The 15,068-nt window shown below is 72.6% G+C and carries 16 protein-coding genes; 11 read left to right on the top strand and 5 right to left on the bottom strand.

The features are described 5' to 3' along the window. The first annotated feature begins 222 nt into the window (after positions 1-222). From ACIO3O_RS07200 to ACIO3O_RS07150, 11 genes are all read left to right on the top strand, one after another. Positions 223-1,716 (top strand): MFS transporter, encoded by a 1,494-nt coding sequence (locus ACIO3O_RS07200; protein WP_401742945.1) that lies wholly within the window; start codon positions 223-225, stop codon positions 1,714-1,716. A gap of 21 nt (positions 1,717-1,737) precedes the next feature. Beyond that, a complete protein-coding gene (locus ACIO3O_RS07195) occupies positions 1,738-2,151 on the top strand; it encodes a DUF3151 domain-containing protein (protein ID WP_345221273.1) in 414 nt (137 codons plus the stop codon). A gap of 206 nt (positions 2,152-2,357) precedes the next feature. Then, complete coding sequence (locus ACIO3O_RS07190; protein WP_401742944.1) at positions 2,358-3,242, top strand: DUF3152 domain-containing protein; 885 nt, start codon at positions 2,358-2,360, stop codon at positions 3,240-3,242. Positions 3,243-3,353: 111 nt separating this feature from the next. Next, positions 3,354-4,211 (top strand): tryptophan 2,3-dioxygenase family protein, encoded by an 858-nt coding sequence (locus ACIO3O_RS07185; protein WP_401742941.1) that lies wholly within the window; start codon positions 3,354-3,356, stop codon positions 4,209-4,211. Continuing rightward, positions 4,204-5,430 (top strand): kynureninase, encoded by a 1,227-nt coding sequence (kynU, locus tag ACIO3O_RS07180; RefSeq protein ID WP_401742940.1) that lies wholly within the window; start codon positions 4,204-4,206, stop codon positions 5,428-5,430. Before ACIO3O_RS07185 ends, kynU begins: the two co-directional genes overlap by 8 nt. A 140-nt stretch (positions 5,431-5,570) precedes the next feature. Then, a complete protein-coding gene (locus ACIO3O_RS07175; RefSeq protein ID WP_401742939.1) occupies positions 5,571-6,452 on the top strand; it encodes an alpha/beta hydrolase in 882 nt (293 codons plus the stop codon). A 73-nt stretch (positions 6,453-6,525) separates the two neighbouring features. Continuing rightward, on the top strand, positions 6,526-7,383 hold the full coding sequence (locus ACIO3O_RS07170; protein WP_401742936.1) for an SDR family oxidoreductase: 858 nt from the start codon (positions 6,526-6,528) through the stop codon (positions 7,381-7,383). Positions 7,384-7,500: 117 nt separating this feature from the next. Then, the gene (locus ACIO3O_RS07165) at positions 7,501-9,027 is read left to right on the top strand and encodes a sensor histidine kinase (RefSeq protein WP_401742933.1); all 1,527 of its coding nucleotides are present in this window, start codon (positions 7,501-7,503) and stop codon (positions 9,025-9,027) included. Then, complete coding sequence (locus ACIO3O_RS07160) at positions 9,024-9,716, top strand: response regulator (RefSeq protein WP_401742930.1); 693 nt, start codon at positions 9,024-9,026, stop codon at positions 9,714-9,716. The genes ACIO3O_RS07165 and ACIO3O_RS07160 overlap by 4 nt, the downstream gene beginning before the upstream one ends. A 95-nt stretch (positions 9,717-9,811) precedes the next feature. Next, the gene (locus tag ACIO3O_RS07155; RefSeq protein WP_401742928.1) at positions 9,812-10,408 is read left to right on the top strand and encodes a Uma2 family endonuclease; all 597 of its coding nucleotides are present in this window, start codon (positions 9,812-9,814) and stop codon (positions 10,406-10,408) included. A 28-nt stretch (positions 10,409-10,436) separates the two neighbouring features. Continuing rightward, on the top strand, positions 10,437-10,943 hold the full coding sequence (locus ACIO3O_RS07150; protein ID WP_401742926.1) for a tetratricopeptide repeat protein: 507 nt from the start codon (positions 10,437-10,439) through the stop codon (positions 10,941-10,943). Between the two features lie 93 nt (positions 10,944-11,036). On the opposite strand, the gene ACIO3O_RS07145 is transcribed toward ACIO3O_RS07150, so the two are convergent. From ACIO3O_RS07145 to ACIO3O_RS07125, 5 genes are read right to left on the bottom strand one after another with little or no spacing between them, the layout of a single operon-like run. Then, on the bottom strand, positions 11,037-12,074 hold the full coding sequence (locus tag ACIO3O_RS07145) for an ABC transporter permease (protein WP_401742923.1): 1,038 nt from the start codon (positions 12,072-12,074) through the stop codon (positions 11,037-11,039). Further along, entirely contained in the window at positions 12,071-12,712 is a 642-nt protein-coding gene (locus ACIO3O_RS07140) for a hypothetical protein (protein ID WP_401742920.1), read from the bottom strand. The genes ACIO3O_RS07145 and ACIO3O_RS07140 overlap by 4 nt, the downstream gene beginning before the upstream one ends. Further along, entirely contained in the window at positions 12,709-13,662 is a 954-nt protein-coding gene (locus tag ACIO3O_RS07135; protein ID WP_401742918.1) for an ABC transporter permease, read from the bottom strand. Before ACIO3O_RS07135 ends, ACIO3O_RS07140 begins: the two co-directional genes overlap by 4 nt. Then, positions 13,659-14,597 carry an ABC transporter ATP-binding protein gene (locus ACIO3O_RS07130; RefSeq protein ID WP_401742916.1) on the bottom strand — a complete coding sequence of 313 codons (939 nt, stop codon included), beginning with the start codon at positions 14,595-14,597 and terminating at the stop codon, positions 13,659-13,661. The genes ACIO3O_RS07135 and ACIO3O_RS07130 overlap by 4 nt, the downstream gene beginning before the upstream one ends. After that, positions 14,594-14,992, bottom strand: coding sequence for a GntR family transcriptional regulator (locus ACIO3O_RS07125; protein WP_401742914.1), 399 nt, complete (start codon positions 14,990-14,992; stop codon positions 14,594-14,596). The genes ACIO3O_RS07130 and ACIO3O_RS07125 overlap by 4 nt, the downstream gene beginning before the upstream one ends. Between the last annotated feature and the right edge of the window lie 76 nt (positions 14,993-15,068).

The raw sequence follows: 15,068 nt of genomic DNA, 5'->3' as shown, positions 1-15,068 counted from the left end.
GCACTTCGGACTTTGTGTCCGGGGGTGGCCGGGCCCTTTTTGTTGCGCATGGGGCGGGGGTGTGTGCGGCTCTGGCCCGCTGGGCCAAAGGGGCCCCAGACCCGCCCCTTCACCTAGAGCGCTCGGCCGCGCGGCTGGGTTGGTGGTTGCTCGCGCAGTTCCTCGCGCCCCTGAAGGGGCTTTCGTCTGGCCGGAAGGGGCGAGTGCGGGGACTATCCCGGTATGGGTGAAAGCGGGAGTGGTGGAGGGTTGCGGGTTGGGACAGCGGCCGGGCGGTGGGTGCTGCTCACCACCGTTCTGGGGTCGAGCATGGCGATGCTGGACTCGACCGTCGTGAATGTCGCCCTGCCGCGTATCGGCAGGGATCTCGGTGCTGATCTCGCCGGGCTCCAGTGGACCGTCAACGCGTACATGCTGACGCTGGCCGGGCTGATCCTGCTGGGCGGCGCCCTCGGGGACCGGTACGGGCGGCGGAAGGTGTTCGTGGTCGGGGTGGTGTGGTTCGCCGTCGCGTCGCTGCTGTGCGGGCTCGCGCCGAATGCGACCGTGCTGATCGCCGCCCGGGCCTTGCAGGGCATCGGCGGGGCGCTGCTCACCCCCGGCTCGCTGGCGCTCATCCAGGCGTCCTTCCACCCCGACGACCGGGCGCGGGCCGTGGGGCTGTGGTCCGGGCTCGGCGGCATCGGGGCCGCGATCGGGCCGTTCCTCGGCGGGTGGCTCGTGGACGGGCCCGGCTGGCGGTGGGCGTTCCTGATCAACGTGCCGCTGGCCGCGCTGTGCGTGCCGGTCGCGCTGCGGCACGTACCGGAGTCGCGCGATCCGCAGGCGCACGGCCGGTTCGACGTGCTGGGGGCCGCGCTGGCGGCCGTCGCGCTCGCCCTGGTGACGTACGCGCTCATCGAGGCCCCCACCCGGGGGGCGTCGGTCGTGGTGGTGGGGTGTGCGGTGGTGGGCGTGGTCGTCGCGGGGGCGTTCCTGTACGTCGAACGGACGCGGGCCGAGCCGATGATGCCGCTCACGCTCTTCGCCTCGCGGCAGTTCAGCGCGATCAACGTGGTGACGCTGTGCGTGTACGCCGCGTTCAGCGGGTTCTTCTTCCTGGCGGCGTTGCAGTTGCAGGTGGTCGCCGGGTATTCGGCGCTCCAGGCGGGGACGGCGATGCTGCCGACGACGGTGTTGATGTTGTTCCTGTCCGCCCGGTCCGGCGAGCTGGCCCAGCGCATCGGGCCGCGCATTCCGCTCACCGTGGGGCCGCTGCTGTGTGCGGCGGGGATGCTGCTGATGCTGCGGGTGGGGGAGGGTGCGTCGTATGTGGCGGATGTGCTGCCCGCGGTGGTGGTGATGGGGATGGGCATGGTGACGCTGGTGGCCCCGCTCACCGCGACCGTGCTGGCCTCCGTGGACGCCGGGCGGGCCGGGCTCGCCTCCGGGATCAACAACGCCGCCGCCCGCGCCGCCGGGCTCATCGCGGTGGCCGCGCTGCCGCTGCTGGCCGGGATGGGGCCGGACGCGTACCGGTCGGCGGCCGAGTTCGGGGCGACGTTCCGGCGGGCGATGCCGATGTGTGCGGGGGTGCTGGTGCTGGGTGCGCTGATCGCGCTGACGACCGTACGCAATCCGAAGGGCGCCGTCCCCGAGAGCGCGTGCCGTACGCACTGCGGGGTCGCCGCACCGCCCCTGGAGCCCGATCGCGGGGAGCGGCACGGGTTGTCGTAGCGGGGAGGCAGACTAGGGGGCATGGCTATTCACCAGGACCTCCTCGGGGGACCGCCCCCGACCCACCTGCCCGACGACCCGGAGCCCCGCGAGCTCCTCGCGAACGGCACGGCCCCCGCCGACGTCGCCGCGAAGTACCCGGCCTCCTCGCTGGCCTGGGCGCAGCTCGCGGACGACGCGTTCGACAAGGGCTCCGTCGTCGAGTCGTACGCGTACGCCCGCACCGGCTACCACCGCGGCCTGGACTCGCTGCGCCGCGCCGGCTGGAAGGGGCACGGCCCGGTGCCGTGGGAGCACGAGCCCAACCGCGGCTTCCTGCGCGCCCTGCACGCCCTGGCCCGCGCCTCGCAGGCGATCGGCGACCAGGAGGAGTACGAGCGCTGCTCGACCTTCCTGCGCGACTCCTCCGCCCTGGCGGCCGACACCCTCGGCTAGATCGTTCGGGTACGCCCCGGGGCGCGGCACCGCCGCCTCCGGGGCGACACGCCTCCCGTCGGGCATGCGCCGTGGCTGCCGATAAGACGCCTGTACGATCGCCCGGACCGTGAGGAAGATCGTCGCCGGTGTCCGGGGCCCGCGCCCCGCTCCCCCCACCCGCCGGAGACAGCTGCCCCAGACGCCGACCAGGGGAGGGCTCCGACGTGGGCCAAGGCCACTACAGACACCCGTCGTCCGGCGGCCACCCGGCCCGCAGACCCCCCTCCGCCTGGCGTCCCGCGCCCCGCAGCACTTCCGCCGCCCGGGGTCCCGCGCCCCGCACCCGTCTCACCCGGCGCGGCCGCCTCCTGGTCACCGCCCTGTGCGTCGCCGTCGGGATCGGCGGGACCTCCCTGGCCGTCGCCGCCCGGGACGGCGCCTCCGGCTCCGGTGGCACCGGCAGAGCCGCCGCCCCGGGACCCACCGCGTCCGAGGCCCCCGGCGAGGTCTCCCGGAACCCCCCGAGCCGGGACCGTGCCGAGCACCAGGTCCCCGCCTCCGGCACCGGGTCCTTCGCCGTCGCCCGCCTCACCGGCGACCCCGTCGGCACGGGGACCCTGCGCCGGTACCAGGTCCAGGTCGAGACCGGCAGCGGGGTCGCCCCCGACCGGGCCGCCGCCGAGATCCAGCGCATCGTCGCCCACCCCCAGGGCTGGGCCCGCAACGGCCGGGGCCGCTTCCAACTGGTCGCCGAGAAGCCCGACTTCGTCATCCGCATCGCCACCCCGAAGACCGCCGACCGGCTCTGCGCCGCGGCCCACCTCGACACCGGCGGCGAGCTGAACTGCGAGACGGGGAAGGGCGTCGTGGTGAACCTCAAGCGCTGGCTGACCGGATCCCCGCAGTTCGCGGGCACCCCCGCCGCGTACCGGCACCTGATCATCAACCACGAGCTGGGCCACGCCCTCGGCCTCGGCCACCTCGGCTGCCCCGGCCCCGGCCGCCCCGCACCCGTGATGCAGCAGCAGATCAAGGGCCTCGACGGGTGCCGCTCCAACGCCCACCCGTATGCGACGAACGGGACGTACCTGGCAGGACCGGCCCTCTGAGGCGCACCTCGCGGGACCCCGGACTATGCTGCCCGGCAGGGGACCGGGGCCCGAGAATCCTTCGAGGAAGGGGCGGACCGCTACCTGGAAGTTCGTGTCGAGGAGCATGCGATGACGCACACCCCCGAGGCGCCCGGAACCGAAGGCTCGGAGACCCCGAACCTCGATTTCGCCGGCACCACACCGTACGAGGACTACGTCCAGGCGGACGTCCTCACCCACCTCCAGCACCCCCTCTCCGACGATCCCGGAGAGATGGTCTTCCTGGTCACCACCCAGGTCATGGAGCTGTGGTTCACGGTCATCGTCCACGAGTGGGAGACCGCGGCCGCAGCGCTGCGCGAGGAGAAGCTCCCCGTGGCACTGGACGCACTGAAGCGTTCCACCCGCGAGCTGGAGGCCCTGAACGCCTCCTGGAAGCCGCTCGCCAACCTCACACCCGGCCAGTTCAACTCCTACCGCAGCGCGCTCGGCGAGGGCTCCGGATTCCAGTCCGCGATGTACCGGCGGATGGAGTTCCTGCTCGGCGACAAGGCCGCCTCCATGCTGGTCCCGCACCGGGGCGCACCCCGCGTGTACGACGAGCTGGAGAAGGCGCTGCACCAACCCAGCCTGTACGACGAGGTGTTGCGCCTTCTCGCACGGCGCGGCCTGCCGGTCCCGCCGGAGGTCCTGGAGCGCGACCTGTCGCAGAAGTACGAGCCGTCGCCCGAGATCGAGGCGGTCTGGGCGCAGGTGTACGGCGACGAGGAGGTCGGCGCGAACCGCTCCGAACTCGTCGTGCTCGGCGAGGCGTTGACCGAGGTCGGCGAACTCGTGTGGCGATGGCGCAACGACCACCTGGTGGCCACCCGCCGTGCGATGGGCTCCAAGGTCGGCACCGGCGGCTCCGCCGGAGTGGCGTGGCTGGAGAAGCGCGCCCGCAAGAACGTGTTCCCCGAGCTGTGGACGGCGCGCAGTCATGTCTGAGAACGCTTCTGAGAAGGCTTCCGAGAACGCACAGGCGATGTTTCACGTGAAACGTGCGGCCGAACTCGACGCAGCCGACGAACTCGGCAAGCACCGCGAGCTGTTCAGCCTCCCCGAGGGGCTCGTCTATCTCGACGGGAACTCCCTCGGTGCCCTGCCCGGAGCCGTCCCCGGACGCCTCCAGGACGTGGCCGGACGCGAGTGGGGCGAGCTGCTCATCCGGTCCTGGGACGAGAGCGGCTGGTGGACCGCCCCGGAGCGGATCGGCGACCGCATCGCCCCGCTCGTGGGCGCGGCGGCGGGCCAGATCGTCGTCGGCGACTCCACCAGCGTCAACGTCTTCAAGGCGCTGGTCGGGGCGATCCGGCTGGCGGGCGACGACCGCGACGAGGTGCTGGTCGACGCCACCACCTTCCCCACCGACGGCTACATCGCCGCGTCCGCCGCCCGGATGACCGGCCGCACCCTGCGCCCGGTCCGCCCGGAGGAGGTGCGGGACGCCCTGGGCCCCCGTACCGCCGCCGTCCTCCTCAACCACGTCGACTACCGGTCGGGCCGCCTGCACGACCTGCCCTCGCTCACCGCCGCGATCCACGCGGCGGGCGCGCTCGCCGTCTGGGACCTGTGCCACAGCGCGGGCGCGGTGCCGGTCGGGCTCGACGAGCACGGCGTGGACCTGGCGGTCGGCTGCACGTACAAGTACCTCAACGGCGGGCCGGGTTCGCCCGCCTACCTGTACGTCGCCGCCCGCCACCAGGAGCGGTTCGACTCGCCGCTGCCGGGCTGGACGGGACACGCCAACCCGTTCGGGATGACCCCGGAGTACACCCCGGGCGACGGGGCGGTGCGCGGCCGGGTGGGCACGCCCGACATCCTGTCGATGCTGGCCCTGGAGACCTCGCTCGACGTCTGGGAGGGCGTCGACGTGGCATCCGTACGGGCGAAGTCCCTGGCGCTCACGGACTTCTTCCTGGAGTGCGTGACGGCGTACGTCCCCGAGGGTCGCGTCGAGGTGGTCACGCCGCTCGCACACGCCGAGCGCGGCAGCCAGATCGCGCTGCGCTGCGACGACGCGGGGGACGTGATGAAGGCGTTGATCGCGCGGGGCGTGGTCGGGGACTTCCGTCACCCGGACGTGCTGCGCTTCGGGTTCACTCCGCTGTACGTCGGTTTCGGCGATGTGGAGCGGGCGGCCCGGGTGCTGGCCGAGGTGCTGTAGCGGGACGACGCGTGGTGGCCACGTCGGAGGGAACGGTTCCCGGCGTGGCCACACGCATGCAAAGCGCCTGGTAGCGTCCGCGCTTAATGATCCAAATGGGTGTAGGAACGACCCGCCAGTGCCCGGAGGTTGAAGCCGTCATGCCGAGCGTTCCCCTGCCGGACGAGCCGTCCGGGCTCCCCCTCGACGAGCCGCCGACACTGCCCGCCGTCGCGCCGGACGCCACCGCCCCGTACGGCGACCACCCCGACCAGATCATCGACTTCTACGCGCCCCGGGGCGAGCGCACCGGGGCCGCCCCGCTGGTGGTCGTCCTGCACGGCGGGGCGTGGCGGGCCCCCTACGACCGGCAGCACGTCACCCCGTTCGCGGACTTCCTGGCCCGGCGGGGGTTCGCGGTCGCCAACGTCGAGTACCGGCGCGGGAGTTCACTGCCGCACCAGGACGCCTCCGGTCCGCTGGCGGGCCGCTGGCCGGAGACCTTCGACGACGTCGCCGCCGCCCTGGACGCGCTGCCGCACCTGGCGAAGGAGGCACTGCCGGAGGCGGACGTCCGCCGCACCGTCCTGACCGGGCACTCCGCGGGCGGCCACCTGGCGCTGTGGGCCGCCGCCCGGCACGTGCTCCCGGAGGGTTCGCCGTGGCGGCTGGACGCGCCGCCGCCGCTGCGCGGAGTGGTCGCGCTCGCGCCGATCGCGGACTTCGCGGAGGCGGTACGCAGAGGGGTGTGCGGCGGCGCGGTCACGCAGCTTCTGGGCGGCGACGGTACGTACGAGGAGCGCAGGCCGTACGCGGACCCGGCGGCGCTGCTGCCCACCGGCATCGCGACGACCGTCGTCCAGGGCCGCACCGACACCACCGTCCCGCACGAGGTGGCGGAGGCGTTCGCGGCGGCGGCGGCGAAGGCGGGGGAGGTGGTGGGGGTGACCCTGCTGGAGGACGTCGGGCACTTCCCGCTGATCGACCCGGTGGCGGACGCGTGCGCGGTGGTGGCGGAGGAGATCGCCCAGCTCGCGTACTAGACGGGCCAACTCGCGTGCGCGAAACGGGGCTTGCGGACCGTGGTTGTCCGCAAGCCCTCCTACTGTCTGAGGCATGACGAAGACGCAGAGCGAAGCGCAGAAGGTCCTGGTCGCCGGAGCCACCGGCACGGTCGGCCGCGAGGTGGTCGCCGAACTGCTCGCCCGAGGGGCCCGGGTCCGCGCCCTCACCCGCAACCCCGCCAAGGCCGACTTCCCGGCCGAGGTCGAGGTCGTACGCGGAGACCTCGGTGACCCGGCGTCCCTTGCGCCCGCGCTGGAGGGCGTCGAGGCGGTCCACCTGATCGTCTTCGGCGGCGAGGAGTACGCGCCGCTGACCACGGGCCCGGAGCTGCTCGCGCAGGCCGCGAAGGCGGGGGTGCGGCGGGTGACGGTGCTGCACGGCGGCGGACCCTCGCCGCTGGAGGACGTGGTGCGGTCCAATGAACTCGGCCTGGAATGGACCGTGTTGATGCCGGTGGAGTTCATGTCGAACGCCCTGTTCTGGGCGGACGACATCAAGGCGAACGGCCGCATCGAGGAGCCGTTCGTGGACCGGGTCAGCTCGATGGTGCACGAGGGCGACATCGGGGCGGTCGCGGCGGTGGCCCTGCTGTCCCGGGACGGCAGCCACCACGGGAAGGAGCACGTCATCACGGGTCCGGCCGCCCTGACGCTGCGCGACAAGGTGCGCATCCTCGGCGCGGCACGGGGTGCGGAGATCGGCCTGGTCGAGCTGACCGAGGAGCAGGCGGTGGAGCGGATGCGGGCGCAGTACATGCCGCAGGAGACCATCGACTTCATGCTGGAGATGTACGGCAACACTCCCGTCGAGGGGCGCACGGTGGCCCCGACGGTGCCGGACGTGACGGGCCGCCCGGCGCGGACCTTCGAGGAGTGGGCGGCCGAGCACGCGGGGGCGTTCCGGGCGTGAGGCGGGGTGCGCAGTCCTCGGGCGCGTAGTCCTTGGGCGCGTAGTACTTGAGGGGGACGCGAAAGGTCGGCGTACGGAGGGACGACCTTTCGTGGACCCCGCCCTACCTTGGGAAACGTGAACCAGACGATCAGTAGTAGAAGCCCGGAGTACCGGCTGGCCGCCCGAGCGCTGGGCGGTCTGCGGGAAGACCTGCTGAGTGAGCCCACCGCCTACCGGCTCCTGCCGCCGCTGGGCCCGGACCACCGGCTGGTGGCCGCACTGCCCGCCCGGATGCGCGAGCGGGCGTCCTGGGCGGTGCACGCCCTGGTGACGGCGGGGGCGCTGCTGGCCGCCTTCATCGCCTTCGTCACCATGGGCGGGAACATCGAGGGCGTGGTGATCGCGCTGCTGACCGCCGCTCCGGTGCTGCTCAGCCTGGTGCGACCGGCCGCCGCGTTCTGGCTGTCGCTGCTGATGGCGCCGGTGACCGGGCTGCTGGGCGCGTTCGACGTGTACTGGCCCTGGCCGGGCGGGGTGATCGCGGCCCACCTGGTGGTGCTCATCGTGGTGGCGTTCAGGACCCGGCCGCGGACCGCCGTCTGGATGTGGCTGATCTCCGCCGCGTACACCTTCCTCGCGGACGTGGTGCTCGGCGCGGGGCGCTTCAACAACGGCGGTCCGTTCCTGGCGGCAGCCGCCTTCCTGCTCCTCCTGGTGTGCATCGTGCACGTCCGCAGGGCCGGGCAGCGCGAGGTGGTCGCCCAGAAGTCGGTCACCGCCGTCGAGCGCGGCCGGCGCACCCTGCTGGAGGAGCGCACCACCATCGCCCGCGAACTGCACGACGTGGTCGCCCACCACATGTCGGTCGTCGCCATCCAGGCGGAGGCCGCCCCCTACCGGGTGGAGAACCCGCCGCCCGAGCTGGAACAGGCCTTCGCCACGATCCGCGAGAACGCGGTGGCCGCCCTGACCGAACTGCGCCGCGTCCTGGGCGTCGTACGGGCGGAGGACTACGAGGCCCCCGACGCCCCGCAGCCCCAACTGGCCGACCTGCCGCGCCTGTTGGCGAACGTCCGCGACACCGGGCTGGAGGTCGAGCAGGCCGTCACCGGTGCGGTGCGGGTGCTGCCGCAGGGGGTCGAGCTGTCGGCGTACCGGATCGTCCAGGAGGCGCTGAGCAACGTACTGCGGCACGCGCCGGGTGCGCGGGCCCGCGTCGAGGTGAGTTACGTCCTGGGCGGGCTGGGGCTGCGGGTGGTCAACGGGCCTTCGGCGGCCGACGCGCCGCCCTCGCCCGGTGCCGGGCACGGGCTGACCGGGATGCGGGAGCGGGTGCAGATGCTGGGCGGCGAGATGACGGCGGAACCGACGCCGGAAGGGGGCTTCGAGGTGACGGTGTTCGTGCCGGTGGCCTCGGGGGCGGGGGCGGGGGCGGGTCCGGAGGATGCGGTTCCGGTTCCGGTGCCGGTTCCGGTGCCGGTGCCCGGGCAGGGGCGGCGGGGGAGCGCGGTGGAGGACGCCGTGCCGTCGCCGGACGAGGAGGCACCCGTACCGTCGCCGCGCGAGCAGCCCCCCGTACCGTCACAGCCGGAGCCGTCCGCGCTCTCCCTCCTGAAGGAGCGGCCCGAACCCCTCCCGAACCGCCCGGAGCCCGCCGAATGACCACAGCAGCCCCCGCCCCCTCCCACCCCATCCGGGTGCTGATCGTCGACGACCAGATGATGGTGCGGGAAGGCTTCTCCGTACTCCTCAACGCCATGCCCGGCATCGAGGTCGTCGGCGAGGCGGTCGACGGGCGGCAGGCGATCGAGCGGGCGGCGGCCCTGCGGCCGGACGTCGTCCTGATGGACATCCGGATGCCCGAGCTGAACGGCATCGAGGCCACCCGCGAGATCGTCGCCGCCGACGGGGACGCGAAGGTGCTGGTCCTCACCACCTTCGACCTGGACGAGTACGTCTACCAGGCGCTCCGGGCGGGGGCCTCGGGGTTCCTGCTGAAGGACGCCTCCGCACGCCAACTCGCCGAGGGGGTACGGGTGGTGGCGGGCGGCGAGGCGCTGCTCGCGCCCGCCGTCACGAAGCGGCTGATCGCGGAGTTCTCGAAGCTGACCGGGCCGACGGGACGCAGACCCGCCGCGCTCACCCAGATCGGTGACCTCACCGACCGCGAGACGGAGGTCCTGGTGCTGATCGCGCACGGACTCTCCAACGGGGAGATCGCGTCCCGGCTGGTCGTCGCCGAGTCCACGATCAAGACGCACGTGAGCCGCGTGCTGGTGAAGCTGGGCCTGCGGGACCGCACCCAGGCGGCGGTCTTCGCGTACGAGGCGAGGCTGGTGACGCCGGGGTAGGGGGGGCGATCACCCGTTCGGGGGAACGGTGAATGAACCAGCACTTTTGCGTGTCGGCCCATCCACACTGGTGCTCGCCAGGAAGGGAGCGCATCATGACGGTCATGGCAGAGCGCACGTCCGGCATGACGGTGGAGGAGTTCGAAGAGGTGGCCCGAGGGGCCGCCGCCGCCTCCGATGCCGTCAGGTTCGAGTTCATCGACGGACGGACCAGGGAAAAGAAAGTGCCGGACGGGGATCACAACGAAATCGTCGAGTGGCTTCGGGCGATCTGTATGCAGCACAAGCCCGGCTGGGCGCTGTTCGGCTCCGATCAAGGCCTCAAGGTCGAGAAGTACCGCAACGGCCGGGCCCGGCCCGATGGGATTCTCGCGCCCCGGAAGTCATTCGCCGGACAGGGCGAGTGGGGTGACCCTGCTCCTGCGGTGATGGTCGTCGAGGTCACTTCGTACGACTCGGACACCGACCAGCGGGACCGGGTGGAGAAGCCGCCCGCGTACGCGACAGCGGGTATTCCGGTGTACCTGCTCATCGACCGGGACAGCTGCGAGGTCATCGTGTTCACCAAGCCTGACGGAGAACTCGGCAATTACACGGACACACATCGAGTCGCCTTCGGCCAGAAGATCACGATCCCCGAGCCCGTGAGCATCGAGCTCGACACCGAGGAACTCAAGGAATACGTCCGCTGAGCCGCGCCCTGCCTGCGATCATGCCCCCATGACCGCCCCCCAGGACACGAACCGCGACAGCTCCCTCACCGAAGCCATATCCCTGCGCACCGCCGGCCGCACCGAGGAGGCCCGCATCCGCCTCCTCGCCCTCGGCGAGCGCTTCCCGGAGGACGCGGAGATCGCGTACCAGACCGCGTGGGCGCACGACCGGCTCGGCCTGGAGGCGGAGGCGGTCCCCTTCTACGAGAAGGCGCTCGCCGGGACCCTGACCCCCGAGGACCGCAGGGGCGCGCTGCTGGGGCTCGGCAGTACGTACCGGACCCTCGGCCGCTACGAGGACGCGGTCCGCACGCTGCGCACCGGGACCCAGGAGTTCCCCGAGCACGGGGCGCTCCGCACCTTCCTCGCGATGGCGCTGTTCAACGTGGGCGAGGCCCACGACGGCATGCGTCTGCTGCTGCGTCTGCTGACGGAGACCAGCGGGGACACGTCCGTGCAGGAGTACCGCGAAGCCATCGAGTTCTACGCGAAGGACCTCACCGTCACGGAATGAGCCCCCGGTACGGAACGAGCCCCCCCCGGTACGGAAGGACCCCCCGGCCCGGCATGAGCCCCCGGTGCGGAAGGGGCCCCGGCCCCTCAGCCGTCACCCGTGCATCCGCCGCAGCACCCGGAAGGCGAGCGCCCCCGCGACTACCGCCAGCGCCAACACCACACCCGATTCCACCAGTTGGAGCGGCCAGAGGTCCGCCAGCGTGTGGTAGTCGACGTACTGGGTGGTCCCGCCCCGCTCCTTCACACACGCGTCGAAGACCTGGCCGTACACCTCGTCGCTCGGATCCGGGTGCGCGTTGAGCGCCCGTATCCCCGCTGCGGCGCAGGGCTCGGTGTCGATCCGTACGCCCGACGCGTCCATCCAGCCCGCGTCGTGCAGCCACACCTGGATCATCCCCGACATGTCCGCCGCGTCGTCGCCCGTCTTCGTACGGACCGGCCAGAGCCCGCCCCGCACGGTCTTCATGACGGCCAGCACGCCGCCCAGCACCGCCGCCGTCACCGCCATCGACACGACCGCCCGCCGCACCAGCAGCCCGAGCAGAGCACCGGCGGTCACGCCCAGCACGCAGTACGCGACGGTCACCGGGCCCAGGGACTCGTACACGCCGAACTGGTACCAGTCGAAGCTCCAGTAAGGCTTGCCCGTGAACGGCGCGCGCGCCAGCCGGTAGCCCGCGACCAGGAGCAGCGCCCCGGTCACCACCACCGTCAGCGGCAGCGCGAGCCGCACCGCTAGCCAGCGCGCGGGGGACACGGACTGCGTCCAGGCCAGCTTGTACGTCCCCGACTCCAGCTCCCGCGCGACCAGCGGGCCCGCGACGAACGCCCCCACCAGCAGCGGAAGGAGCAGGAGGCCGGTGCCGTACGGCTCGACGAAGGTCCGCAACGCGTTGACGACCTGACTGCGGCCGCCCAGCGGGGCGCCCGTCGCCTCCATCCACCACCGCGTCCCCGCCGCAGCTCCCGCCACCAACACGGTCAGCACGGCGGCGATCCGCAGTGCCCACCGGTGCTGCCGCAGCGCCACGCGGATCGCCCCGCGCCGCAGCTCGGCGACCGGTGCGGGCCCCGGGGCCGCCGCCCGTGCGGGCCCGGTGGTGTGCGGTGCCGTGTGCGTGGTGGTCATGAGGCATCTCCCTGGGATGCGCGGTGAAGAAGCAGGCAGGCAGCCGCAGCCGCCACGGCCGTACCCGCCAACAGGGGGAGGGCCAACGTGAGTTGAGCGCCGAGCGTGTCGTGCGGCTGTGACTGGCCCGCCAGCATCAGGACGCCGAGCGCCAGACCGGTGACGACCGTCGCCCGCGTCGTCCGGCGCACCAGCAGCCCGACCATCGTGCCGAAGGCCACCGCGAGCAGCACGTAGGCGAGGGGTACGGGCGCGAACGACAGCGGGGTGCCGTTCACCCACCCCAGTGCCACCTCCAGCCCCACCAGCAGCCCGAGCGCCACGACGGCCTTCGCCGCCAGCCAGCGCAGCGGCGTCACGCCCTGCGTCCAGGCCATCTTGTACGTCCCCGACTCCAGCTCCTCGGCCACCATCGGCCCCGCCATCTGCACCCCGCCGAACAGCGGCAGCAGTCCCGCGACCGCCTTCCCGGCGGTGAGCCCCCAGCCCCCGTCGGCGGACCACATCCGCCCCCCGGCCGAGAGCACCGCAGCCGTCCCGGCCAGCACCAGCGCGGTGATCAGCGCCGCCCGGTGCTGGTGCAGGACGTGCCGGTAGGGGACGGCGGCCCTCGGCGCGACCCCCGCGACGGCGCTCACGACGCCCCCGCGTGGCGGCCCCGCAGGACGCGGAAGGCGAGGGCGACCGCGATGGCCGCGAGCGCCAACAGCAGCCCGGAACCCACGAGTTGGAGCGGCCAGAAGTGGGACTCGGGGTGTACGTCGGCGAAGTGGGTCACGCCGCCCAGGCCGGTCATGCACTCCTCGAAGGTGGAGCCGACGCCGGTGGGGCCGTTGCAGGTGTCGTTGAGGATGCGGGTCCCGTCCGAGGTCAGCATGCCCTCGGTGAGGGTCCACACCTGGGGGGTGTGCAGCGACTCGATCGGCGTCTTCGACACCAGCGTCCGCACCGGCCACAGCAGTTCCCGCAGCCCCATGGTCAAGGCGCTCTGGGCGACGAAGACGACCACGGCGGTCACCACCATCGCGGGTACCGTCCTGCGCACCAGCAGCCCCACGAGCGCCCCGACGCCGATGCCCAGCGCGCACTGCGCGACCACGCCCGGCCCGAGCATCTCGTACGCGGTGCCGTACCAGCTGAAGCGGAGGGAGCCCTCGGGCAGGCCGTCCCTGGCCGCGCGGAACAGCAGCACCAGGGCGGTCGTCCCGGTCAGCGTCACCGCCGTCGTCAGGGCCAGCTTCGTGGCCAGCCAGCGGACCGGGGTGACGGACTGCGTCCACAGCCAGGTGTACGTCCCCGACTCCAGCTCGCGCGCCACCAGCGGGCCCGCGACGAACGCCCCGACCAGGGCGGGCAGGAGGGACAGCGGGACGAGCGAGGTGTTCAGCGCCAGGGTGAGGCCGGTGTCGGCCCCCCGGGCGCTGACGCTCGCCGGATCGTCGCTCAGGGCGAGGGTGATCAGGAAGGCGGCCACGAACACGGCACACAGCAGGATCAGAGCCGTGAACACCCGTGCCGTGGAACGGTGTTGGCGTGCGGCGACCCACTGCGGGCCGCGCAGCGCGGGCAGTACGGACAGTGCACTCACGCCCCGACCTCCGTCGACGTACGCCCCGCCACCGCACCCTGCGGCCCGGCACCCAGCGGCTCCGCACTCGGCGTGAGCAGGGCCGGGGCCTCCGGCGAGCGCATGTGGGCCAGGAGGAGTTCCTCCAGGGTCGGCTCCACGGCCTCCCAGTCGCCTCCGACCGGCTCGGCCCCGCGTCGTACCAGAGCCGTCATGTGACGCCCCGTCACCTTCGACTCGACGACCGTCGTCCCCGGCCCGATCTCGGCGACCGGACCCGACAACAGGGCGTGCGCGGCGAGGAGTTCGTCCGTCTCGCCGCCGAGGCGGATGCGGCCGTTCTCCATCAGCAGGAGGTAGTCGCAGGCGCCTTCCAGCTCGGCCAGGATGTGGGAGGAGATGACCACGGTGGTGCCGCTCTCGCCCGCCTCGGCGAGCAGGTTGCCCATCAGCTGGTGGCGGGCGAGCGGGTCCAGGTCGGCCATCGGCTCGTCCAGGAGCAGCAGGTCGGGCTGCTTGCCCAGGCACAGGGCGAGCGCGACCCGGGTGCGCTGGCCGCCGGACAGCTCGCGGACCTTGGTGTCGAGGTCGAGCCCGCCGTCCTTGACGATGCGCGTGGCACGCTCGGCGTCCCAGCGCACCGGGTTCAGCTCCTGCCCCATCCGCAGGGTCTCGCCGATGCTGAACTGCGGGTACAGCGGCTTCTCCTGCGCCAGGAAGGCGAGCTGCTCACGTGCGGCCCCCGGCGTGCGCCCCAGCACCCTCAGCTCGCCCTGCGTCGGCCGTACGAGCCCCGCCAGCTGCCCCAACAGGGTTGACTTACCTGCCCCGTTGGGCCCGACGAGCGCGCATATCCGGCCCTGCGGCAGCCGGAAGGTGCAGTCCTGGACGGCCCACTTGCCCAGCCTCCCGTACCTCTTGCCGAGGCCGACCGCCTCGATCGCTGCGTTGGTCATCGCTGTTCCCCTTGCTCCCCTTCAAAGACCTGCTCCAGCACGGAAGTGAAGAGCGCGGCCGCGTCGTCCTTGTCCATCCCCGACGACCTGGCCCGCCCCGCCCACTCCCGCAGTTCCTCGCGCAGTGGTGAATCTGCGGGCTGCGCGGCCCCCAGGGAACGGGTCACGAACGTGCCCATCCCTCGCCTGGCCTCCACCAGGCCCTCCCGCTCCAGCTCCCGGTACGCCTTGAGCACGGTGTTCGGGTTGATCGCGGTCGCCTCCACCACCGCCCGGGCGGTGGGGAGTTGGTCCCCCGGCTCCAGCAGACCGAGCCGCAGGGCGTGCTTGGTCTGCTGGACGATCTGGAGGTAGGTGGCGACGCCACTGCGCCGGTCGATGCGGTACTCGACCATCGCGCTTCACCCCCCTTTCACTAATCAAGTAGTGAAAGGGTGATCCAAGAGAGGGCCGGTGTCAAACGACACCGGC

This window comes from Streptomyces sp. NPDC087440 (assembly GCF_044744005.1).
In the GTDB taxonomy this organism is placed as follows: Bacteria; Actinomycetota; Actinomycetes; order Streptomycetales; family Streptomycetaceae; genus Streptomyces.
Note: the sequence above shows the minus strand (reverse complement) of the source record. Positions and strands in the feature narration are given on the sequence as shown.